Raw genomic sequence first — 22,760 nt, 5'->3', positions numbered from 1 at the left:
TCAACCCTTCAGGCGCGGCGTCGCATCGACACGCGCCTGCAATTCGGGCGGCAGTCCCTCGGTCATGTAGCTGAAGCGCGGCATCCAGTCGCGTCCTGCGGGCAGCACGAATCCCATCGTCAATGCCAAGGTCGTCGCGACCTGCTCGAGAGTGAGCTTCATCGCGATCATCCGCTCCGGATCGACGCGCAACACGACGGCCACGGTCGGCGGCTCGACCGGCACGTCGAAGAGCCATGCCTGCACGATGGCCGGGTTGACCGACACCGCCCGACGGAGCGCCTCGATCTGCGACGGCGCGAGATCGCAAGGCTGAACCTGTCCGTGCTCGATCGCCGCCTGGGCCGCGGCTTGCCGGCGATGGAGACGACGCCAGGCTGCGTCGTCCGACGGCTCCGGCAACTCCGGCAGTTGCGGCAGCACGGGCCGGCTGTCCGCGTCGAGCCCGACCAGCGCCTCGTGCGCCATCGCCCAGCTCAAGCGCTCGCCGACGCCCGCCCACGGCCCTCGAGCCCGGCAGAGTTCCGGCCAGACGCCGTCCAGCCATTGGGCGGCGGCGCTCTCTTCCCAGGCGGGAGGCCGCAATTCGATCGACTCTCCGACCACGCCGAGCGCCTCCATCCGTTGGCGGTGCGGCGGATGGCTTCCCTGCGGCTGGCGATGGCGCAGCGCTTCGGCGATTTCATCTGGCGTCGGCGGATGCGCCAGCAGCTCCTGCGCTGCGTGGTCCGCCCACTGCGCGGGTGGCTCTGCGCTTGCGCGCAGCGCATCCACGTCCAGCGAGGTGGACGCCTCGCCCTGGCGCATCACGGCAACCTCGATCAACAGCAGCGCACGCGCCAACGCCTCCGGCGACGCCCACTGCGCCGCGAGCGCGTCGGCTTCGAATTCGCAGCGTCGTGAATGCGCCTCGGAGGCGCGACTGAACCACGGAAGGAAGAGCTCCGCGAAGTTCGCGCCGGCGCGATCCCACGGGCTGCTGTCGTCCTCGTCCTCGCGAACGCTCGCGGCCCAGGCGGTCCAGGCCGCACGCGTGCGATAGAGCCAGTGTCCGAGCCGCCCATGCCGGCGCGAGAAGTGCCCCAGCTCATGCGCAATGACCGCCTCCGCCGCAGCGGTGTCCAGCAGGCGCAGCAGCGGCAGGCCGAGGATCAGCACGCGCCGGGTCGGCCGCAGCGAAACGCCGCGATGTTCCTCCAGCGCGCCCGCGTTGATGCTGTTGTCGATCGCGATGGCATGGAGACGCGGAGTCCCGATGGCATCGGTCATCTCGTCGACGCGGGCGTAGAGCCGCGGCGCCTGCTCGCGCGTCAGGCGGTGCGGCGACCCGTGCCAGCTCGGCTGCGCCAGCCAGGCCATCAGCACGAATGCCAGGACGCCCGCGCCCCAGAAGAGCCAGTTGTCGAACACGGCGGCCGGCGCCAGGGTCACCAGCGCCGCCGGCACCAGCAGCATCAGCTGGTGGACGAACGAGGCCGCCAGCGCGATCAGCGCCAGCCAGACCGGCGCGATGCCGGTCTCCGCACCGCGCGCCGCAGGCGTCGTGCCGTCGATGTCGCTCATGTTCCTCCTCCCTCTGCGCCCGTGTCCTGCGTGGGACCGGGTCGAAGAAAAGGGCGCTCGACGGCGCCCTCGATGTTCAGCCGCCGCGCGGCTTCAGCCCTGCGCGCGCTTGGCCAGGATCTCGAACGCGGGCAGCGTCTTGCCTTCCAGCACTTCGAGGAAGGCGCCGCCGCCGGTGGAGATGTAGCCCACCTGGTCTTCGATGCCGTACTTGGCGATCGCCGCGAGCGTGTCGCCGCCGCCGGCGATGGAGAACGCATCCGACGCCGCGATGGCGCGTGCGATGGTCTCGGTGCCGTGGGCGAAGGCGTCGAACTCGAACACGCCGACCGGGCCGTTCCACACGATCGTGCCGGCCGCCTTCAGCTGCTCGGCCAGCAGGGCCGCCGTCTTCGGGCCGATGTCCAGGATCAGGTCGTCGTCGGCGACGTCGGTCGCGGCCTTCACCGTGGCCGGCGCATCGGCGGCGAAGGTCTTGGCCGTCACCACGTCCACCGGGATCGGCACCGCGGCGCCGCGTGCCTTCATCGACTCGATCACGGCCTTGGCTTCGCCGACCAGGTCGGGCTCGGCCAGCGACTTGCCGATCTTCAGGCCGGCGGCCAGCAGGAAGGTGTTGGCAATGCCGCCGCCGACGATCAGGCCGTCGACGTTCTTCGACAGCGACTGCAGGATGGTCAGCTTGGTCGACACCTTGGAACCCGCCACGATCGCCACCAGCGGACGCTTCGGATTGGCCAGCGCCTTGCTGATCGCGTCGATCTCGGCCGCCAGCAACGGGCCGGCGCAGGCGATCTTTGCGAACTGCGCGATGCCGTAGGTCGAGGCCTCCGCGCGATGCGCGGTGCCGAAGGCGTCGTGCACGAAGATGTCGCACAGCGCAGCCATCTTCTTGGCCAGCTCTTCGCTGTTCTTCTTCTCGCCCTTGTTGACGCGGCAGTTCTCGAGCAGCACGACCTGCCCCGGCTTCACGTCGACGCCGTCGACCCAGTTCGCGACCAGCGGCACCTCACGGCCGAGCAGTTCGCCCATCCGCTTGGCGACCGGCGCCAGCGAATCCTCGGGCTTGAATTCGCCCTCGGTCGGGCGGCCCAGGTGCGAGGTGACCATCACCGCCGCGCCGGCCTTCAGCGCCATCTCGATCGCGGGGATCGACGCGCGGACGCGGGTGTCTTCGGTGATCTGGCCCGCATCGTTGAGCGGCACGTTCAGGTCGGCGCGGATGAACACGCGCTGGTCGGCCACCTTGCCGGCGGCGATCAGATCGGCGAAACGGAGGACGTTCATGGGATGAGCTTGGCGTAGTTGGAAAGCGGTGCGCCAGGGCGCTCGCGCGTCACGCAGACGCGGTGCGCAAAGCCCGGCAAATCGGGCCGCAGCTTAACAGCCGCGTGACGGCGCCCCCCGTCCGAGCGGGTGACGGAACGCCGCTGAAACCGGCGACCGGGGGTCTCGACAGTCCGCATCCCGGGCCGGGCGCGGCTTTGTTCACCAGCCCAGGCCGATCCTCAGCGTCAGCATCACCGCGGTGCCACTGACGATGGTCCCGAGGATGCCGCGCTTCCAGAAGAAGTAGGCCGTGCCGACCGCCGCCGCATAGAGCCGCGCGTCCTTCCAGGTGTGGATCAGCTCGCCTTGCGTCATGACGATCTCCGGCACGATGACCGCCGCGAGCGCCGCCAGCGGCGCGTATCGCAGGCCGTCGCGGACCCACTGCGGCAGCGGGATCTCGCGGTCGGGGATCATGAAGAAACTGCGCGTGACCATCGTGATCACCGCCATGCCGAGGATGCCCAGCACCGCCTCCCACACGCTCATGCGGACCTCCCGGAAGACGAGCCGGAAGCGCTGGCCGGCCCCGCCGCGTCGGAGGGCCCGGACGTCGGTGATGCCGGCGGCAGCCACTTCTCCAACAGCAGCCCGACGGCGACCGCCGCAGCGATCGCCACGAGGATGTTGAGCCGCAGCGGCAACGCATACGCCGCCACCGCCGCGCAGCCGGCGACCACGCCCGAGATCCAGGTGTTGCGGTCCTTCAGCAGCGAGTAGCTCAAGCCCAGCAGCGCCAGCACGCCCGCGAAGCCCAGGCCCCAGTTCGTCGGGATGCGGTCGGCGAGCAGGATGCCGGCGATGGCCGGGATCTGCCACGCGAACCAGTTGGTCGCGACGCCGCCCCAGAAGTACGGGAGCTGGTTGTCCGGATCGGGTTTCAGGTCAGGGAAGCGCTTGAGGAAGGCGACGTAGTTGAGGTCGGCGGCGAAGTAGCCGATGACCAGCCGCTGCGTGCGCGGCAGCGGCCCGAAGTACAGGCGCCACTGGGCGCTGAAGATGACGAAACGCAGGTTGACGCAGAAGGCCGTGGCCCACAGCACCCACAGCGGGGCGCCGCTGGCGAGCAGCGGCAGCGCGGCCAGCTGCGAGCTGCCGGCGAAGACCGTCAGGCTCATCAGCAGCGACAGGCCCACGCCCAGGCCGCTCTTGACCATGGCCACGCCGGTCACCAGCCCCCAGGCCGAGATGCCCAGCGTGATGCCGAGCATCTCCTTCGCGCCGCGCTTGAATTCCGGGTGGCGCGCCAGCGCCGAGAGTCCTTCCGCCATGGGCGCGATTGTCGTCTGCGCGGCGCTCAAACGAATCGCCCCTCGCCCGCTGTCGCGTCGAGGGGCGTCCACACAGCGCCCGGGGGGCGCCGCCTCAGGCGCTCACTTCAGCTTGCGCACCGAACCCGAACCCGCGTTGGACATGCTGATCTCCGGGCTGCCGACGTAACCGACGTCGCCCGAACCGGCGATGCGCACATCCAGCTTGCGCGTGGGCGCCACGGTGACGTCGCCGCTGCCGGAGATGCTGACCTTGGCCTCGTCCACGACCAGTTCGCGGGTCTTGACGTCGCCGCTGCCAGCCACCGTCACCGACAGCGCGTTGGCCTTGCCGTTGAAGAGCATGTCGCCACTGCCGGCGACGCGCAGCGTCACGTGGTCGGCCTCCAGGCCCTGCACGCGCAGATCGCCGCTGCCGGCGATGCTGGCGTCCAGGTTGCCGGTCTTCATCGGCTCGACGCGGATGTCGCCCGAGCCCGAGATCGACAGGCCGCGCAGCTGGCGCATGTCCAGCGTGATGGTCGGCGTGCCCCGGGCGTTCAGGCTGAAGCCGCGCTTGGGCGAGATCTCCAGCGTGCGGCCCTTGCTGCCGTCGACGATCTTGGTCTCGATGTAGCTGAACAGGTTGCGGTCGGTCTTGATCTCGACCTTGTCGGCCGAGCCCTGGCGCACGAAGACCTTGAAGTCGCCCGACAGCGCCACCGCGTCGAACGCGCCGACGTCGCGGGCCTCGGCGGCGACGTCGCCGTTGCCCTCGATGCGCTGCGAGCTGCCGAAGCTCAGCGACCAGGCCTGCGCGGTGCCGACGGCGCCCACGGACGCCAGGCTCAGTGCGGTGATGGCGAACAGACGGCGGGTGGCGCGGAAGGGCGTGGTGGTCATGGACGATCTCCTGATCTTTCGGATGATCGTATCTTCGCCGCCTCGCCCACGCCCGGCGACCGGGCGATGACGAACTGCACCATCCAAGGGATCAACTGCACGGCGGGGCGATGTGCCGAATGCAGCGGGCGGGGCTCAACGACCGCCCTTGCCCTTGTCCGAGGTCTTGTCTGACGTCTTGTCCGCCGTCTTGTCGGCGGGCTTGTCCGGGGCGTTCTCGCCGACCTGCCCTTTGGCAGAGCGCGGCGATTCCTCCTCGTCATCCGACTCGGCGGCGCCGGGCCGGCTGGCCTGCGGGTTCGCGACCAGCGGACGCGTGCCCTCGAGCTTGTTCTCGCGCATGTACTCGTCCATCTCCCGCCAGCCGTCGTAGACGGCCGCCTTCTGGGCCTTGGGGTTCAGGGCGTAGCAGTCCTCGATGGCGCGCAGCGCGTTGCGGCAGGCGCCGCCGATGGCCTTGCCCTCGGCCTGCTTGGCGGCCGCGACCTTGGCGGGATCCTCGATGCCGAGCTGATCGCAGCCGGCCAGCAGCGCGGCGGCGCCGAGCAGCGCCGCCAAGGCGGTCAGGGAACGGGAAGAGGCCTTCATGCTGTCCTTTTCGGCCGCCGGGGACAGGCGCTTGAAACAGGCGCACCAGCGGTATCGGGCCATTGTGCCGTCGACCCCGTCACCCCCGATCCAATGAAAAACACCGCCCGGAGGCGGTGTTTCGAGGTTCCGGCACCGGGGGTCGCCAGCGCGCGCCCCGGCATCGCCCGGGTCGGTGACGCTCAGCGGCGGGCCATCGCCATCAGGCGCTCGATGCGCTCCTCGGTCGACGGGTGGGTGCTGAACAGCCCCCGGATGCCACCGCCGGACAACGGATTCATGATCATCATCTGCGCCGTTTCCGGATGGCGCTCGGTGGTCTCCAGCGGGATACCCTGCGCGTAGCGGTGGATCTTGTCCAGCGCGGTCGCCAGCGCCTGCGGGTCGCCGGAGATCTCGGCACCGCCGCGGTCCGCCTCGAACTCGCGGGCACGACTGATCGCCATCTGGATCAGCGAGGCCGCGATCGGCGCCAGGATCGCCACCAGCAGGCCGACGATCGGGTTGGCCGGGCGGCCTTCGCTGTCGCGCGGGCTGAAGAACATCGCGAAGTTCGCCAGCATCGAGATCGCGCCGGCCATGGTCGCGCTGATCGTCGAGATCAGGATGTCGCGGTGCTTCACGTGGGCCAGCTCGTGCGCCATCACGCCGCGCAGTTCGCGCTCGGACAGCACGCGCAGGATGCCGGTGGTCGCGGCGACCGCGGCATGCTCCGGATTGCGGCCGGTGGCGAACGCGTTCGGGGCGTTCTCCTCGATCAGGTAGACCTTGGGCATCGGCAGTTGGGCGCGCGCGGCCAGCTCCTTGACCATGTTGTAGAACTGCGGCGCGCTGCGCTCATCGACTTCCTGGGCGTTGTACATCTTCAGCACCAGCTTGTCGGAGAACCAGTAGCTGAAGAAGTTCATCCCCACCGCGACGACCAGTGCGATCAGCATGCCCGTCTGGCCACCCAGCAGGGAGCCGATCGCCATGAACAGCGCGGTGATGGCGGCCATCAGGATGGCGGTCTTCATCAGGTTGAACATTGCAATCACTCCTCGAAAACAGCGGCCGGAGCCGCGAAGGGAAACTCACCCGGACAGTACACCGTCCCGATGACCCATGTGACGGCAAGGCGGCCCGGTTCAAGCCGGGGCCGGCCCGGTTTGACCGACGATTCAGCCAGGGTTAAGCGAAGCGGATACCGACCTGCAGCGGCCGCGCCTGCAGGAAGGCGGCGGCAGGCAGGCGCTTGCCACCGGCACGCTGGAGTTCGGTCAGCCGGACGCTGCCAGCGCCGCAGGCGACGACCGGGCCGTCCGGCGAGACCGCCAGCACCTGGCCCGGCTCGCCGTGCGCGCCTTGCGCCTCGACGACCTCGGCACGCCAGATCTTCACCGCCTCGCCGTCGAGCTGCGCGACGCCGCCCGGGAAAGGATCGAACGCCCGCAGCCGGCGCGCGATCTGCGCGGCGTCGTCGGTCCAGCGGATCTGGCTCTCGGCCTTCTCGATCTTGTGGGCGTAGGTGACGCCCGCCTCGGGCTGCTTCACCGGATGGAAACCGCCGCAGGCGGCGAGTTCCAGCGCCTCGACGATCAGCCGGCCGCCGAGCGTCGCCAGCTTGTCGTGCAACGTCGCGGTCGTGTCCGCCGCGGCGATCGGCAGCCGCTCGAGCAGCAGCATGTCGCCGGTGTCCAGGCCCTCGTCCATCTGCATGATGGTGATGCCGGTCTCGGCGTCGCCGGCCTCGATGGCGCGGTGGATCGGCGCGGCGCCGCGCCAGCGCGGCAGGATCGAGCCGTGGATGTTCAGGCAACCCAGTCGCGGCAGTTCCAGCACCCACTTCGGCAGGATCAGGCCGTAGGCGGCAACGATCAGCACGTCCGGGCGGGCGTCGGCCAGCGCCTGCCGGCCGGCCTCGGCCTCGTCGGGGAACTTGCCGTCGAGCCGCAGGCTGCGCGGCTGGGCCACGGCGATGCCGCGCGACACGGCCAGCTGCTTCACCGGTGAGGCCTGCAGCTTCATGCCCCGGCCGGCGGGGCGGTCGGGCTGGCTCAGCACCAGCGGGACCTCGAAGCCGGCGTCCAGCAGCGCCTGCAGCGCCACGGCGGCGAATTCGGGAGTGCCCGCGAAGGCGACGCGCAGAGCCGAGGCCATCAGTGCTTCGCGTCCTCGCGGGCCTTCTTCACCAGCTTGGTCTTGATGCGCTCGCGCTTCAGCGGGCTCAGGTACTCGACGAACACCTTGCCGGCGAGGTGGTCCATCTCATGCTGCACGCAGACGGCCAGCAGACCTTCGGCATCGAACTGGAAGGTGTGGCCGTCGCGGTCCAGCGCCTGGACGGTGACCTTCTTGTGGCGCATGACCTTGTCGTAGATGGTCGGCACGGAGAGGCAGCCCTCCTCGCCTTCCATCATCTCCTCGCTGCGCGCGACGAGCTCCGGGTTGATCAGCACCAGCGGCTGGTTGCGCTCCTCGGAGACATCCATCACCAGCAGGCGCTCGTGCACGTCCACCTGCGTGGCGGCCAGGCCGACGCCGTCGGCGTCGTACATCGTCTCCAGCATGTCGTCGGCCAGCTTGCGCAGGCGGTCGTCGACCGCGGCGATGGGCTTGGCCACCGTGTGCAGGCGTGGATCGGGGTATCGAAGAATGGAAAGTTTCGCCATGGTGAGGACGCGAGGCGCGGTGAGCCGCTGTGGACAGCGCACAACGCCGGTTTGTAAGGGCTTGCAAGGGAGGGCGGGCCGGTTCATTGCCGGGCCCCCTGAACCGGGGCAGAATCGCCGCCAGCGAGACGGTTGATTTTCGCCGATTTGGCGGTCAGTCTGGCCCTCGTCACAAAAGCGCCATTGGCCACGAGGGGCCTTCGATCTCGGCGCGCGGAGAACAAGTAATGACGCAAAGGCGGCCGCTGGGCTTGACGATGATTTCTGCAGCCCTGCTGGCGGGCACCTTTGCCGCCGCGCCGTCGTTCGCGGCGGGGGACTTCCCCATCACCCAGGGACAGCGCCAGACGGCGCAGCAGGTCGCCCAGGCCGGCGTGCCCCTGTCGGAGCTGGCGCCCAACGCCCCCGACACGTACACGGTCAAGGCAGGCGACACGCTGTGGGCCATCTCGGGCATCTTCCTGAAGAGCCCGTGGCGCTGGCCCGAGCTCTGGGGCATGAACAACGACCAGATCCGCAACCCCCACCTGATCTACCCCGGCCAGGTGCTGATGCTGATCAAGGCCGACGGCCGCGCCCGCCTCCAGCTGGGCCGCGACGTGGGCGCCGGCGGCCCCGGCGGCACGGTGAAGCTGTCGCCCCGCGTCCGCTCCGAGTCGCTGTACGACGGCTCCATCGCCGCGATCCCGCAACACCTGATCGAGCCCTTCCTCAACGAGGCGGTGGTGCTCAACGGCAATGACCTGGACACCGCGCCGCGGATCGTCTCGGCGCAGGAAAACCGCGTCTGGATGAGCAAGGGCGACCTGGCCTACGCCCGCGGCAACCTGCCGCCTGATGCGAATGCCTTCCGCATCTTCCGCGAGCCGCGCCCGCTGCGCGATCCGGTGACCAAGGAAGTGCTGGGTTATGAAGCCGTCTACGTCGGCACCGCCGACCTGACCCGCCCGGGCAGCGGCGGCGGCACGAAGAACGAAGTCCCCGCGACGTTGACGATGACGCTGAACCGCATCGAGGCACAGCCGGGCGACCGCCTGGCCCCGGTGCCGGAGCGCGGCTACACGAGCTACGTGCCCCATGCGCCACAAGGCCCCATCAACGGCTCCATCATCTCGGTCTACGGCGATGCGATCACCGCCGGCCAGAACCAGATCGTGGCGCTGAACAAGGGCAAGCGCGACGGTCTCGAGCGCGGTCACGTGCTGGCGCTGTGGCACGCGGGTCGCGTCGTGCGCGATCCCACCACCGCGCGCCGCGAAGAGATCCGGCTGCCCGACGAGCGTCACGGCCAGCTGTTCGTCTTCCAGGTCTTCGACCGCGTGTCGTACGCGCTGATCCTGTCGGTCCAGGAACCGGTCGTCCCGGGCGACCGGTTCACGCAGCCGTAATCACGGCGGTCAGCGCGGCGGCTCTCCGGATCAGGTCGTCCCGAGGACCGCACGGATGAGCCACGACGAACTGCGCGACTGGCTTCATCTGCTGTCCTGCGTCTCGCGCGGCGCCGCCCGGCGGCTGCTCGCGCGCCACGGCGCACCGGGCGCCGTCCTCAGGGCCGGCCGCGCCGGCTGGGGCGCCGCACTTGCTCCGGAGGAAGCCACGCTGCTGGCGAAAGGCCCGGACCAGCTTGACCGGCTGGTCCGACGCACCGAAGACTGGCTGTCGAGCGGCGAGCGCCGCTCGATCCTGCTGCTGGGCGCACCGGACTACCCCCTGCCTCTGCTGCACACGGCCGATCCGCCGCTGATGCTCTATCTGGACGGCCGGCGCGAGCTGCTCAGCGAACGCTGCGTCGCCGTCGTCGGCAGCCGGCGTCCCAGCCCGCAAGGCGACGAGAACGCGCGGTACTTCGCCGCCGGCCTCGGCGAAGCGGGGTTCTGCGTCGTTTCCGGACTGGCCCAAGGCATCGACGGCGCCGCGCATGAGGCCGCGCTGAACACACGAGGCAGCACGATCGCGGTCCTCGGCACCGGGCCGGACCAGGTGTACCCGCTGGATCATGCGGATCTCTCCCGCCACGTCGCGCGACGCGGGCTGCTGGTGAGCGAGTACTTCGTCGGCACGCCCCCGATGGCGCCGAATTTTCCGCAACGCAATCGCATCATCGCGGGACTGTCGGAGGGCTGCCTGGTGGTCGAGGCCGCCCTGAAGTCGGGATCGCTCATCACCGCGCGGCAGGCGTCCGAGGCGGGTCGGGAAGTTTTTGCGGTGCCAGGCCCCATCCATGCGCCGCAATCCAAGGGTTGCCACTACCTGCTCAAGCAGGGCGCCTGCCTGGTCCAGGAGTTGGACGACCTACTCAACGAACTCCCCACCGGCGGGCTGCCCCGTACGGCGCCGCTCGACCTGGAACCCGAGAGCGCGCCGGCGCCCGAGGCCGTGGAAGCGGACGTCGATCACCCCCTCCTGCGCGCGATCGGGCGGGACACGGTGTCCCTGGAGCAGCTCTCGCAGCGCAGCGGTTGGCCGCAGGACGAGCTCAACGCGACGCTGCTGGACCTGGAGCTGGACGGTCGCGTCGCCCGGCTGCCCGGCGCGCTTTTCCAACGCCGCCGCACGACGTGAATCCCGATCCCGTCAAGAACGCGTTCCAGCGTTCTGGAAGGAGGAATTCCATGCGCCGGACCGTTCATTTCGGGAGGAAGGGCTTTCGGGGCGTCGGTTATCATCCCCGCCATGTTTGACGTCCTCGTCTACCTGTACGAAACCTATTGGCGGCCCGACGCCTGCCCGGATCACGCACAGCTGACCCGGAAACTGTCGGCGGTCGGGTTCGAAGACGACGAGATCCGCGACGCCCTGTCGTGGCTGGACGGCTTGGCCGGCGCTGCCGAATCCCATCACGGCGAGCCCGGCGAACGCAGCATGCGCGTCTACACGCGCGATGAGCAGGAACACCTGGGTGAGAGCTCGATGGGGTTCATCAGCTTCCTGGCCTCGGCCGGCGTGCTGCCGACCGCCATGCGAGAGATGGTGATCGATCGCGCGATGGCCATCCCCGGCGGCCCGCTCGACCTCGAAGACCTGAAGATCATCGTGCTGATGGTGTTCTGGAGCCTGGGCGAAGAGCCCGATGCGCTGATCCTCGACGAGTTGTTCGTCGCGCCGGAAGAGCGCCTGATCCACTGATCCGCGGGCTTCCAGCTGGCGCAGAAAGCAGAACCGGCCCCGCATCGCGGCGCCGGTTTTTTCATGGGCGTGTGGAACGCCGGCCTGACTCAGGCCAGCAGGCGGCTCGGGTCGACTTCGAGCTTCGCGAGCGCGTTGCGCGTCGCCTTCACGGTGAGCGATTCGTCCTGCGCCGGCAGCATCAGCCCGGCCTGCAGGAACGCGGCCAGCCGGCTCAGTTGGAACAGCACGCCCCGCCCTTGCGGCGAGACGAACAGGATCAGGTGATGGCGCAGCCCGCGCCAGACAAGCTGGACCGGCTCGACCCGGCCGCGGTAGTCGAGCATGTACCAACTGCCGACCTGCAACTCGCGCGCCCACGCCAACATCGCCGATGTCGGCGCCGCGCCGCCCTCGGCGACCACTTCCAGCCCGTCGCATTCGTGGCTGGACAGGTCGCGCACCAGCGTCTCGTTGATCTCGCCGGACTCGGGCGACGGGAGCATCGCCTCCAGCGTCTCGAGCTGGCTCATCAGGTCGTCCAGCCGCTCGCGCGGGATCGCCGCGGTCTTGGCGGTGAACGCGGCGGCCAGTGCGTTGTTCAGCGACCGGATGTGTTCGTCCTGGCGCTCATGGCTGAGGCCCGCGTGACCCATGCCGTCGCGCAGCGTCTTCAGCAGCGGCGGCAGGCGACGGATCACCTCGGCCCGGTCCTCGCGGGAGACCTTCGCGCTCGCGGACCAGATCAGGTCGGCCGCGGCACGCTTCATCGCCTTGGTCTGCTCGGCCTGGGGACCGTAACGCACGCCCGTCACCGCCAGCACATCGGCCCAGACCTGGAACAGGAAGTCGCGCACGCCATCCTGCACCGGGACCTCGGACAGCATCTTGCGCAGTTCGATCGTGTACTGGATCGCCAGCGTCTCGCGCTGCTCGACCTGCTGCGCGAGCGACACGCCCTTCTTCGAGACCTCGTTCTCCTGCTCGAAGTAGTGATCGAGGAATTTCTCGAACTCGGTCAGCACCGTCTGGAAGACACGTCTGCCGGTGTCGGGGTAGGCCTCGACGACCTGCACCACGCGCTTGATCTCGCGCTCCAGCGCATCGCCGATCTCGGCGGTGGAGGTGCTGAAGCCCATGACGCATGAGCCCATCCGGTCGATCAGGCGGCGCGCGGGATGGTCGTCCGTGGCGAAGAAGTCGGGCTCGCCGACGGCCACGCGCAACACCGGCATCTGCAGCCGCGCGAACCAGACGCGGATCGCCGGCGGAATGCGTTCTTCCTGCAGGATAGCCTGGAACAGCAGCGCGACCAGTTCGATCGTGGCGCGCTCGGCCGGTGTGTCGGCGGCGTTCTTCAGGACCTGCTTCAGCGCCTGGTTGCGGTGGCGGATCTCGTCGAGTGCCTGCGGCGCCGTCAGCTGCTGATCGACCGTCGCGACCTTGTCCGCGCGGCGCTGCACCGCTTCCTGCGCGTGATTGATCGCGGCGGTCAGCCGTGGCGAACCGGTACGCGTCGCCGGACCGCCCGCATGCCCGGCCGAGTGCCCGCCCGGATGGCCGGACATCGTTGCCGGACCGGCCGGTGCGGCGGGCAATCCGCTGCGCGTCGCCGGTCCCGCCCCCGGCATGCCGGAACGCGACGGCGCCTGGGCCTGCGGCTGCGCCAGTTCCGGCACATGCCGCGCGAGCACGCGCTGCAATTGCGCCATCACCTGCTGGGCCGACTGGCTGGCCGGCGTCCCCGCCGGACCCGCCGGAACGGCCACCTGCGCCGCCTGCGGCGCGATGCCGCCATGCGCCTGTCCCGGCCCCTGGGCCGGCCCCAGCGGCGCGGCCTGCGTCATGACCCCTGCCGGCGCGTTGCGACGGATGAAGGGGCGCAGGTCCACCTCGGGCATCACGCCCTGCTGGATCAGCCAGTGGTTGGCCTCGTGATAGGCCTCGTTCAGGAGCTGGGAGAACTCATGGTGCAACCAACGCTGCAGCATCTGCCAGACGGAGCTGCTCAGACCGGCCTCGAACCAGGCATCGAGCACCAGTCGCGCCAGCACCTGCGCGCGCAGCAGATCCTGCTGCTGGAGGTCCTCGACGCGCTCCAGCGACTGCATCCGGTTGCGCAGGTCGCTGAATTCCCAGCTGGCCTTGTCCATCATCGCCAGCGCCAGGCGGGAGGCAATGATCTCGCGCTCGATCGTGTCGTCGCTGACGAGGGTCAGGTTCTGCGGGCGCGACGACAACGAGGCCGATCGCGAATCGCCCGCACCGTGGTGGTACGCGTGCCGCAGCGACTTGCCCAGCCGCGCGTGCCAGGGGGTCGAGGCGCGCTGCCACGCCTCGAAGGCGTCTCGGCGGGCCATCTGCAACGCGTGCTCGGCCGGCTGCGCGAGCTGGTCCTGCACCGCCGTGGTCAGGACCGCCACCATGGCGGGCAGCCCTCGCAGCAGCACCTCCGTGTGGACGCGCCGCGCTTGCGAAGCCAGGGCCTGGGATCTTGCGTCGGCGGCGGTCATCGAGCTCGAGTTTGAGGAGTGCGGATGACTCTACTACACCACCGCGCCCGCGTTGGGGTCATCCGGGTCGCCTTGCTTGGCGGGGCCGGTCTTGACCAGGTCCTCGCGCTTGACGCCCAGCCACATCGCGATCGCCGCGGCCACGAAGACCGACGAGTAGATGCCGAACAGGATGCCGATCGTCAGCGCCACCGCGAAGTAGTGCAGCGTCGGGCCGCCGAACAGCAGCATCGACAGCACCATCATCTGCGTCGAGCCGTGCGTGATGATCGTGCGGCTGATCGTGGACGTGATCGCGTGGTCGATGACCTCGTGGGTGTTGAGCTTGCGGTATTTCCGGAAGGCCTCGCGGATCCGGTCGAAGATGACCACCGACTCGTTCACCGAGTAGCCCAGCACCGCCAGGATCGCCGCCAGCACCGCCAGCGAGAACTCCCACTGGAAGTAGGCGAAGAAGCCCAGGATGATGACCACGTCGTGCAGGTTGGCGATGATGCCGGCCACGGCGAACTTCCACTCGAAGCGGAAGGCCAGGTACAGCATGATGCCGATGACGGTGAAGCACAGCGCGTAGGCGGCGTCGTGCGCCAGCTCGGCGCCGACCGACGGGCCGACCACCTCGCTGCGGGTCAGCTTCAGCGGTTCGGCGGTGCCGACCGCGCAGGCCTGGCGGGTCACCGCCTCGCCCTGCGGCGTGACTTCCTGGTGCTCGACGACATTGCCGTTCTCGGACTTGCACAGCTCGGTGAACACGCGGCTGACCAGCACGTCCTGCTTGACGTCGGGCTTGACCGGCAGCCGGATCATGACGTCGCGCGAGGTACCGAAGTTGGTCACCTGGATCTCGCCGAAGCCCATCTGCTCGACGGTGTGACGCGTCTTGTTGATGTCGGCGGCCTGCGCGTACTGGACCTCGACCACCGTGCCGCCGGTGAACTCGATCGAGAAGTGCAGGCCCTTCGTGACCAGGAAGAACACCGCGGCGACGAAGGTGAGGAAGGACACGGCGTTGAGGATCAACGCGTGTTTCATGAACGGGATGTCCCGTTTGATTCGGAAGAATTCCATGGCGTTGTGCGCTCGCTAAGGGGGCCGCAGCCGTTGTTACTTGGCCTCGACGGCTTCGGCCGCCGATTCAGCCGGGACCGCGGTCGTGCCGGGTTTCCAGACGGTGCCGATGGACACGGACTTCAGCCGCTTGCGGCCGCCGTACCAGAGGTTGACCAGCGCGCGCGAGAACATCACCGACGAGATCATCGAGGTGATGATGCCCAGGCAGTGCACCACCGCGAAGCCCTTGATCGGACCCGAGCCGAAGGCCAGCAGCGCCAGGCCCGCGATCAGCGTGGTCACGTTGGAGTCCAGGATGGTCGCCCAGGCGCGTTCATAGCCGGCATGGATCGCCTGCTGCGGCGCGAGGCCGGCGCGCAGTTCCTCGCGCACCCGCTCGTTGATCAGCACGTTGGCGTCGATGGCCATGCCCAGCACCAGCGCGATCGCCGCGATGCCCGGCAGGCTCAGCGTGGCCTGCAGCATCGACAGCACCGCCAGCAGCAGCAGCAGGTTGAAGCCCAGGGCCACCGCGGAGAACACGCCGAACATCATGTAGTACAGGCACATGAAGACGGCCACCGCGATGAAGCCCCAGGTCACCGACGCGATGCCCTTGTCGATGTTGTCCTTGCCCAGCGACGGGCCGATGGTGCGTTCCTCGATGATCTCCATCGGCGCGGCCAGCGAGCCGGCGCGCAGCAGCAGCGCGGTGTCGCTGGCTTCCTGCGTGGACATGGCGCCGCCGGTGATCGAGAAGCTGTTGCCCAGCTCCCCGCGGATGACCGGCGCGGTCACGACCTGACCCTTGCCCTTCTCGAACAGCAGGATCGCCAGGCGCTTGCCGATGCTCTCGCGCGAGACGTCCTTGATGATGCGGGCGCCCTTGGCGTCCATCTTCAGCGTCACGGAGGGCTGGTGGTTCTCGTCGAAGCTCGGCTGCGCGTCGTTCAGGTTGTCGCCGGTGACGACGACCTGGCGCTTGACGATGATCGGCGTGACGCCGTCCTTCTCGGTGAAGCGCTCGGTGCCGAACGGCACGGGACCGGTGCCCGCCAGCGCGGCCTGGGCCTCGGCGCTGTCGTCGACCATGCGCATCTCCAGCGTCGCGGTGCGGCCGATGATGTCCTTGGCCTTGGCCGTGTCCTGCACGCCCGGCAACTGGACGACGACGCGGTCGCGGCCCTGCTGCAGGATCACCGGCTCGGCGACGCCCAGCTCGTTGACGCGGTTGTGCAGCGTGGTGATGTTCTGCTTGATCGCGGCGTCCTGGACGGCGATCACCGCCTGCGGCGTCAGCGAGCCGGTCAGGCGCAGCTCGGTGCCGGCGCCGGACGGCACCCACGCGAAGTCGGGCACCTGGTCGCGCAGCAGGTTCTGCGCCTGCGTGCGGGTGGCCTCGTCGCGGAAGTTGATGGCGACGTCGTTGCCCTCGCGGGTGACGCCGGCATGGCGGATGGTCTTGTCGCGCAGCATCGTGCGGACGTCGGAGGCCATCGACTCGGCCTTCTTCGTCAGCGCCGACTTCATGTCGACCTGCATCAGGAAGTGCACGCCGCCGCGCAGGTCCAGGCCCAGGTACATCGGGAACGCGTGCAGCGCGGTCAGCCAGGCCGGCGAGCGCGACACCAGGTTCAGCGCGACGATGTAGGTGGGGTCGGACGTCTCGTTGCCGTTCAGGGCCTTCGCGATCGCGTCCTTGGCCTTGATCTGGGCGTCGGTGTCATGGAAGCGGGCGCGGATCGAGCTGCCTTCCAGATGCACGAAGTCGGGCGTGACGCCGGCCTGCGTGATCGCCTGCTCGACGCGCTGACGGACGGTGTCGTCGATCTTGACGACGACCTTGGCGCTGGACACCTGCACCGCCGGCGCTTCGCCGAACAGGTTGGGCAGCGTGTAGATCAGGCCGACCAGCAACGCCACGACGAGCAGCGCGTACTTCCACAGCGGATAACGGTTCATGAGGAGATCCTCTGCAAACCAGGCAACGCGTCGGCCGATGCGGGGCATCGGGTCGGCGGGCGCCTCTGAAAACCGACCCGGCGCGTGCGTCGCACGGGCCGGGTCGTCAGGGAGCGGTCACGCCGAACGCGGCCGCCCCGGGTCGGGGTTTCGAATTATTTCGAGACGGTGCCTTTGGGCAGGACCTGCACAACGGACGTGCGCTGGACCTGGATCTCGACGCCGGAGGCGATCTCGACGGTCAGGTACTGCTCGCCGATCTTGACGACCTTGCCGAGCATGCCGCCGCCGGTGATGACCTCGTCGCCCTTGGCCAGGGCTTCGACCATCGTCTTGTGCTCCTTCTGGCGCTTCATCTGGGGACGGATCATCACGAAGTACATGACGACGAAGACAGCCACCAGGGGCAGCATCTGCAGGAAGCCGCCGGTCGGGTCGGACGAGGCGGCACCCGCGGTCTGGGCAAAAGCGTTGGAAATAAACACGTCGATATCCCTCAGGAATTGCGTTGGCGCCGACCCGGGGGCCGGAGCGCCGCCGGACACGAGGTCCTGGCGTACGGAAGAACCGGTGATTGTATGCGGCCCATCCGGCCGGCCCGGCACCTGCCGGACGCGGATTTAACTGGGGTTGACCTGCGCAAACTCAATCCGGTCCGGCCCCAGGGATTGCCCGCATGCCGGACCTGCGATGATCCGCGCCCATGACTTCGGACACCCTTGAGCTGCAGGACGTCGACAAACGCCGGCAGGCGGATCAGGCCTACGACGCGATCGAGACGCTGATCGCCACCTTGCAGCTGCGCCCGGGCGCGCCGGTGGTGGAGACCGAACTGATCGCCAGGATCGGCCTGGGCAGGACACCGACGCGCGAGGCGCTGATGCGGCTGGTCGCCAGCGGCCTGATCGCCCAGCAGCCGCGGCGCGGCCTGCTGGTCAGCGACATGCCGCTGGCGGAACATCTGGACCTGCTGGAAGCACGCCGGCCGCTGGAGCGGCTGATCGCGTGCTGCTCGGCCCGGCGGGCGTCGCCGGCGCAGCGCGCGGAACTGCTGGCCTGCGCGGCCCTGATGGCCGAGGCCGCCGAACGCCACAACCTTGAGGCCTACATGCGGGTGGACCAGGCGCTGGACCGGGTCAACCACGCGGCCTGCCGCAACCGCTACGCGGTGGCGGCGGTGCTGCCGATGATCATCCAGTGCCGGCGCTTCTGGTACGCGTACCGGCACCTGGGCGACGTGGCCATCGGGGCGCGCGCGCATCAGCGCCTGGCCGAGGCGATCGCGGGCGGGGACGGCGAGGCGGCCGCGCTGGCCTCGGACGTCCTGATGGATCATCTGCGCGCCTTCACGCAGCAGGTGATCGCCTGAAGGGCCTGGCCGTCACGACCCGCTGGAACGACGCGCGGGCGGCGCGCTGAGAGGCGGCCTGCCGGAATCCTCGTCGCCAGCCGCCGCGGCGGGTGGCGGCGAGGGCGCCGGCCGGGGCTTGGCCCGCTTGCGAAGCAGGCCCGGGCCGCGCCTCACGGCGGTCCTGCCGGGGCTGCTCACCGGAAGCGGACGCGGGCGACGCTGATCTGCGTCGTGCCGTCCGGCAGCGGCTTCACCGACACCACGCGGAAGTTCTTCGGCAGTCCGACCTTGTAGAGCTGCCCACCCGCATCGGGCTTGTCGTCGTCGCAGGTCAGCGGCCCGCCGTCCTTCGGCTTGCCGCGCGGGGCATCGGCGGCGCCGCAATCCAAGGGCGTGCCGTAGCGCGACAACGCGCGGCGATAGAACCTGCCGACGCGGTCGACCTCGTCCTTGCTCTGGAACTTGCCGGCCGCCAACTGCAGGCCGAACAGCCCTCCCCAAAGGCTCATCTGCACGCTGGACTTGTCCTCGTCGCGATCCTTGTAGGGCACGGCGCCGGGATAGAGCGGCGTGTCGAGGTCGACGCCGTCGGCCTTGGCGTCCACGGTGACGCCGGCGCTGAAGCCCTCCTGAGCGGGCGGCGGCGCGGACTGGGCACAGGCACCCAGCGCCAGCGTGACGGCACCGACCAGCAGTGCCGCGCGCGACATCCGCGCGCACGGGCGATGGGCGAAGGACAAGTTCGGCGGGGAAGGCAACGAGGAGATCGAAGGCTGGATCACGGGACGCTCCCTGGTTCGAAGTGCGATGCACTGTACGAACCGGTGCATCGCGCAGCGCCCGCGCGGCGACCAACTGCATCCCTGGAGGGACAGACCGCATCCATCGCGGAGCGGGCGCTTCCTCAGGCGCGGCGCCGCAAGGTCCACAGCGCAGCACCGATCAGGCCCACGCCGACCATCTGCGTGAGACTCAGCGCCCGGCCGTAGACCGCCCAGTCGACCAGCACGGCCGTCCCGGGATAGACGAACTGCAACACCGCGATGCGCCCGGTGCCGAGCCGCGCCATGCCGGCGTACAGCACGACATATGCCAGCCCGGTGTGCAGCACGCCGAGTCCCGCCAACCAGCTCCAGGCGGCGCCGAACGCCGGCAGCCCGTGCATCAGCGGCCACGGCAGCAGCACGACGGCGCCCACGACGCACTGTCCCGCCGACAGCGCGAACGATCCCGCGCGTTCAGCCTCGAGCTTGGCGAGGAAGCTCGCCGCCGCGTAAGTCACCGACCCGAGCAGGCACATCCCCACCCCGAGGGCATAACCCGGCAACCGCATGGCTCCGCCGGCGACGCCGCCGGGCACGAACATCTCGTCGGCGATGCCGGTGGCCAACGCGAGGCCACACAACGCAATCGCGGTTGCCAGCCACTGCGCGCGCGTCACGTGTTCGCGCAGCCAGAAGGCGCCCATCGCCATCAGCCAGAAAGGTTGCACATGAAAGACGACCGTCGACACAGCGATCGAGCAGCGCGGGATCGCCGCGAAGAACAGTCCCCAGTTCAAGACCGTGAGCAACCCCACGACGAGCACCGCGCCCAGCGCACGACCGCGCAGCCGGACCAGCTCGCCGAGCTGGCCGCGCGCGGCGCCCCAGACGAGCAGCGCCGCGAGCCCGAACACGCAACGGAACCACACCGTCGTGGCGGGGTCCTGGGCGGCTTCCTCGACGAACACGCCGATCGTGCCGAGCAACAGTCCGCCGCCCACCATGAGCCCCTGACCTTCCCGCAGGCGCCGGGCCGCGCCGGCTGCGGTCGCCGAAGACGGGGAACAAGATTCTGGCGAGGAGGCGAGCGACGTGGACATGGGACGAGTCTGGGCCGCCGCCCGCATTCGGCAAAGCGAATCCTCTTCACACTTAGCATCACGGAATCGAATGGATGCCCCCGAGGGGCGGAGGACCTGATGCCCTCGACCGACCTTCAACTGGACTGGCTGCGCGCCTTCGTGGCGGCGGTGGACGGCGGCTCGCTGACGGCGGCGGGTGCCTTGGTGCATCGCTCGCAGTCGGCCTTGAGCATGCAGATCGCCAAGCTGGAACGGGCTGTGGGACAGCCCGTGCTGGTGCGCACGCCGCGGCGCCTGGATCTGACGCCGGCCGGACGCGAGTTGCTCGGACACGCGCGCCGCCTGATCGCCCAGCACGACGAAGCGGTCCAGGCACTCAAGCGCGAGACGCTGCACGGCCGCCTCACCATCGGCGTGCCGGAGGACTACGCGCTGCCCTACCTCACCCCGGTACTGCGCGACTTCGCGGGCCGGCACTCGGCGGTGGAGCTGACCCTGGTCTGCCAGCAGTCGACGGTGCTCATCCCCCGGGTGTCGCGCGGCGAAGTCGACGTGGCGGTCGTGACGCGCGATCGCGCCGGTCGCGGGCAGCCGCTGTTCGACGAACCGCTGGCCTGGTTCGGCGCGCCGCGCTTCGAGGCGTGGCGGCAGACGCCCTTGCCCGTCGCGGTCTACGAATCGGGCAGTCTCGCGCGCAAGGCAGCACTGTCGGCGCTGGCGGCATTGAAGCGGCCCCACCGCATCGTCTGCGACAGCGCCAGCCCGGCCGGCATGCTGGCGGCCGTCGAGAGCGGCCTGGCGATCGCGCTGTTCACACGCTGCAGCGTGCCCGAGGGCATGGAGCTGCTCGACGAGCGTCACGGCATGCCGCCGGCGACCTCGCTGCCGGCGATGTCGGTGGTGCTGATGCGCAGCAAGGCCTCGGCAGGCTCCGCGGCGGCCGACGCCTTCGCGGGCCAGGTCTTGCGCACGCTGGCGCGCAGCCGGACGGGCTCGACTATGCTGCGCCGATGATGCTGCTCCGCCGGCTGCGGCCGCTCCTTTTCCTGCTGGTCTGCGCGGCGCTCACGGGCGCGCCGCACGCCCAGGCCGCCGAGCCGCTGCGCATCGGCTCCAAGCGGTTCACGGAGAGCTACATCCTCGCCGAGGTGCTCGCGCAGACCGTGCGCGCCGACGATCCGTCCGCCGAGGTGGCGGTCCGCCAGGGCTTGGGCAACACCGCCATCGTCCACGCAGCGCTGAAGGCCGGCAGCATCGACGTCTACCCCGAGTACCTGGGCACGATCGAGCGCGAGATCCTCGGCCACGCGACCACCGGCGCGCCGCTCGATCAACTGCAGGCGGAACTGCGCCCGCTCGGTCTGGCGATCGGCGTGCCGCTCGGCTTCAACAACGGCTACGCGCTGGCGATGCGATCGGCGCAGGCGCGCGAACTCGGTCTCCATGCGCTGTCGCAGCTGAAGGGGCAGCCGGCGCTGAAGCTCGGCCTCAGCAACGAATTCCTGGGCCGCGCGGACGGCTGGCCCGGCTTGTCGAAGCGCTATGCGCTGCCGCAAACCCCGACGGGGCTCGATCACGGGCTCGCCTACCGCGCGCTTGCCGATGCCCAGATCGATGTCACCGACGTGTACACGACCGACGCGCAGATCGCGGCGCTCGATCTCACGGTACTCGCCGACGACGGGCACTTCTTCCCGCGTTATGACGCGGTGTTGCTGTATCGCGTCGATCTGCCGCAGCGGCATCCGCGCGCCTGGGCGGCGCTGCAGGCGTTGCGCGGCCGGATCGACGAGACCGCGATGATCGCGATGAATGCGCGTGCCGAGGTGCAGCGGCAACCGTTCGACGCGATCGCTCGAGCATTCGTGGCGACCCATGGTCCCGCCGCCCCGGCCGCTTCTTCCTCCGCTTCCACCTCCGCTTCCTCCTCCGCCCTTTCCACCGGCTCCCCCACCTCGGCCGCCGCGTCTTCCCCCGGTCCGGCCGAACCAGCCGGGTCGGACTTCTGGTCGAGATTGGCCGGTCCGGATCTCGGTCGACTCACGGTGCAGCACCTGGCGCTGGTCCTGGGATCCGTCGCGCTGGCCACGCTGATCGGCGTGCCGCTGGCGGTCGCGCTGCACCCGTGGCCGCGCTGGCGCGAGGCGCTGCTGGCCGTCTGCGCGCTGCTGCAGACCGTGCCCTCGCTGGCGATGCTGGCGCTCCTGATCTGGGCGACGAACCGGATCGGGCCGGTGCCGGCGCTGGTCGCGCTCACGCTCTATGCGTTGTTGCCGGTGCTGCGCAACTGCACGGTCGGTCTCAGCGAAGTGTCCGAGGGCCTGACCACCGCCGCGAAGGCGCTGGGCCTCACGCGGGGCCAGGTGTTGCGTTCAGTGCAACTGCCGCTGGCCTTGCCGGTCATGCTCGCGGGTCTGCGCACGGCCACCAGCCTGTCCGTCGGGACCGCCACCATGGCGGCCTTCATCGGCGCCGGAGGCTATGGGGAACGCATCGTCACCGGGCTGGCGTTGAACGATCAGACCTTGTTGCTCGCGGGCGCCTTGCCGGCCGCGGCGCTGGCCTTGCTCTTCGAAGGCGTGTTCGGACTGATGGCGTGGAGACTGGCCAGAAGCCGCGGGGCCTGAAGTCTCGCGGAGATCGCCCGCG

General features: G+C 69.6%; 21 protein-coding genes. 6 read left to right on the top strand and 15 right to left on the bottom strand.

Annotation, left to right across the window (positions count from 1 at the left end; translation table 11 throughout):
• The 9 genes from ACQ4L4_RS24655 to def all read right to left on the bottom strand — a co-directional run bounded on the left by ACQ4L4_RS24655 (window position 1) and on the right by def (window position 8,284).
• Window positions 1–1,563: a M48 family metallopeptidase gene (locus ACQ4L4_RS24655; RefSeq protein WP_431101435.1), complete on the bottom strand. Its 1,563-nt coding sequence runs from the start codon at window positions 1,561–1,563 to the stop codon at window positions 1–3.
• Between the two features lie 93 nt (window positions 1,564–1,656).
• Window positions 1,657–2,850, bottom strand: coding sequence for a phosphoglycerate kinase (locus ACQ4L4_RS24650; RefSeq protein WP_431101434.1), 1,194 nt, complete (start codon window positions 2,848–2,850; stop codon window positions 1,657–1,659).
• A gap of 201 nt (window positions 2,851–3,051) precedes the next feature.
• On the bottom strand, window positions 3,052–3,381 hold the full coding sequence (locus ACQ4L4_RS24645) for an AzlD domain-containing protein (RefSeq protein ID WP_431101433.1): 330 nt from the start codon (window positions 3,379–3,381) through the stop codon (window positions 3,052–3,054).
• Window positions 3,378–4,163, bottom strand: coding sequence for an AzlC family ABC transporter permease (locus ACQ4L4_RS24640; RefSeq protein WP_431101432.1), 786 nt, complete (start codon window positions 4,161–4,163; stop codon window positions 3,378–3,380). Before ACQ4L4_RS24640 ends, ACQ4L4_RS24645 begins: the two co-directional genes overlap by 4 nt.
• A 102-nt stretch (window positions 4,164–4,265) precedes the next feature.
• Window positions 4,266–5,045, bottom strand: a complete 780-nt coding sequence (locus tag ACQ4L4_RS24635) for a head GIN domain-containing protein (RefSeq protein WP_431101431.1) — start codon at window positions 5,043–5,045, stop codon at window positions 4,266–4,268.
• 135 nt (window positions 5,046–5,180) lie between these two features.
• Complete coding sequence (locus ACQ4L4_RS24630) at window positions 5,181–5,633, bottom strand: hypothetical protein (protein WP_431101430.1); 453 nt, start codon at window positions 5,631–5,633, stop codon at window positions 5,181–5,183.
• Window positions 5,634–5,815: 182 nt separating this feature from the next.
• The gene (gene htpX, locus ACQ4L4_RS24625; RefSeq protein WP_377158055.1) at window positions 5,816–6,661 is read right to left on the bottom strand and encodes a zinc metalloprotease HtpX; all 846 of its coding nucleotides are present in this window, start codon (window positions 6,659–6,661) and stop codon (window positions 5,816–5,818) included.
• 142 nt (window positions 6,662–6,803) lie between these two features.
• Window positions 6,804–7,760 (bottom strand): methionyl-tRNA formyltransferase, encoded by a 957-nt coding sequence (gene fmt, locus ACQ4L4_RS24620; RefSeq protein WP_431105011.1) that lies wholly within the window; start codon window positions 7,758–7,760, stop codon window positions 6,804–6,806.
• 11 nt (window positions 7,761–7,771) lie between these two features.
• On the bottom strand, window positions 7,772–8,284 hold the full coding sequence (gene def / locus ACQ4L4_RS24615) for a peptide deformylase (protein ID WP_431101429.1): 513 nt from the start codon (window positions 8,282–8,284) through the stop codon (window positions 7,772–7,774).
• Between the two features lie 227 nt (window positions 8,285–8,511).
• Between def and ACQ4L4_RS24610 the strand changes: the two genes are divergently transcribed.
• The 3 genes from ACQ4L4_RS24610 (at window position 8,512) to ACQ4L4_RS24600 (ending at window position 11,410) form a co-directional block, all read left to right on the top strand.
• Complete coding sequence (locus ACQ4L4_RS24610; protein WP_431101428.1) at window positions 8,512–9,672, top strand: LysM peptidoglycan-binding domain-containing protein; 1,161 nt, start codon at window positions 8,512–8,514, stop codon at window positions 9,670–9,672.
• Window positions 9,673–9,727: 55 nt separating this feature from the next.
• Window positions 9,728–10,846: a DNA-processing protein DprA gene (gene dprA, locus ACQ4L4_RS24605; RefSeq protein WP_431101427.1), complete on the top strand. Its 1,119-nt coding sequence runs from the start codon at window positions 9,728–9,730 to the stop codon at window positions 10,844–10,846.
• A 111-nt stretch (window positions 10,847–10,957) separates the two neighbouring features.
• The gene (locus tag ACQ4L4_RS24600; RefSeq protein WP_067278738.1) at window positions 10,958–11,410 is read left to right on the top strand and encodes a DUF494 family protein; all 453 of its coding nucleotides are present in this window, start codon (window positions 10,958–10,960) and stop codon (window positions 11,408–11,410) included.
• An 89-nt stretch (window positions 11,411–11,499) separates the two neighbouring features.
• On the opposite strand, the gene ACQ4L4_RS24595 is transcribed toward ACQ4L4_RS24600, so the two are convergent.
• From ACQ4L4_RS24595 to yajC, 4 genes are all read right to left on the bottom strand, one after another.
• Window positions 11,500–13,902, bottom strand: a complete 2,403-nt coding sequence (locus tag ACQ4L4_RS24595; RefSeq protein WP_431101426.1) for a DUF1631 family protein — start codon at window positions 13,900–13,902, stop codon at window positions 11,500–11,502.
• A gap of 33 nt (window positions 13,903–13,935) precedes the next feature.
• The gene (gene secF / locus ACQ4L4_RS24590; protein ID WP_431101425.1) at window positions 13,936–14,970 is read right to left on the bottom strand and encodes a protein translocase subunit SecF; all 1,035 of its coding nucleotides are present in this window, start codon (window positions 14,968–14,970) and stop codon (window positions 13,936–13,938) included.
• A 36-nt stretch (window positions 14,971–15,006) separates the two neighbouring features.
• Window positions 15,007–16,914 (bottom strand): protein translocase subunit SecD, encoded by a 1,908-nt coding sequence (gene secD / locus ACQ4L4_RS24585; RefSeq protein WP_431101424.1) that lies wholly within the window; start codon window positions 16,912–16,914, stop codon window positions 15,007–15,009.
• 155 nt (window positions 16,915–17,069) lie between these two features.
• Window positions 17,070–17,399 (bottom strand): preprotein translocase subunit YajC, encoded by a 330-nt coding sequence (gene yajC / locus ACQ4L4_RS24580; protein ID WP_431101423.1) that lies wholly within the window; start codon window positions 17,397–17,399, stop codon window positions 17,070–17,072.
• Window positions 17,400–17,617: 218 nt separating this feature from the next.
• Between yajC and ACQ4L4_RS24575 the strand changes: the two genes are divergently transcribed.
• Entirely contained in the window at window positions 17,618–18,283 is a 666-nt protein-coding gene (locus ACQ4L4_RS24575; protein ID WP_431101422.1) for a GntR family transcriptional regulator, read from the top strand.
• 176 nt (window positions 18,284–18,459) lie between these two features.
• Here ACQ4L4_RS24575 and ACQ4L4_RS24570 read toward each other — a convergent pair whose 3' ends face one another.
• Together ACQ4L4_RS24570 and ACQ4L4_RS24565 are read right to left on the bottom strand one after the other, a co-directional pair.
• The gene (locus ACQ4L4_RS24570; RefSeq protein ID WP_431101421.1) at window positions 18,460–19,047 is read right to left on the bottom strand and encodes a hypothetical protein; all 588 of its coding nucleotides are present in this window, start codon (window positions 19,045–19,047) and stop codon (window positions 18,460–18,462) included.
• A 122-nt stretch (window positions 19,048–19,169) separates the two neighbouring features.
• Entirely contained in the window at window positions 19,170–20,129 is a 960-nt protein-coding gene (locus ACQ4L4_RS24565; RefSeq protein WP_431101420.1) for a DMT family transporter, read from the bottom strand.
• 99 nt (window positions 20,130–20,228) lie between these two features.
• On the opposite strand from ACQ4L4_RS24565, the gene ACQ4L4_RS24560 reads away from it, so the two are divergent.
• Entirely contained in the window at window positions 20,229–21,125 is an 897-nt protein-coding gene (locus ACQ4L4_RS24560) for a LysR family transcriptional regulator (protein WP_431101419.1), read from the top strand.
• Entirely contained in the window at window positions 21,122–22,738 is a 1,617-nt protein-coding gene (locus ACQ4L4_RS24555) for a glycine betaine ABC transporter substrate-binding protein (RefSeq protein ID WP_431101418.1), read from the top strand. The genes ACQ4L4_RS24560 and ACQ4L4_RS24555 overlap by 4 nt, the downstream gene beginning before the upstream one ends.
• The last annotated feature ends 22 nt before the right edge of the window (window positions 22,739–22,760 follow it).

It is taken from the genome of Roseateles noduli (assembly GCF_050626985.1).
Lineage (GTDB): Bacteria > Pseudomonadota > Gammaproteobacteria > Burkholderiales > Burkholderiaceae_C > Roseateles > Roseateles noduli_A.
The sequence above is the reverse complement of the archived record's forward strand: the minus strand, read 5'-3'. Positions and strand labels throughout refer to the sequence as shown.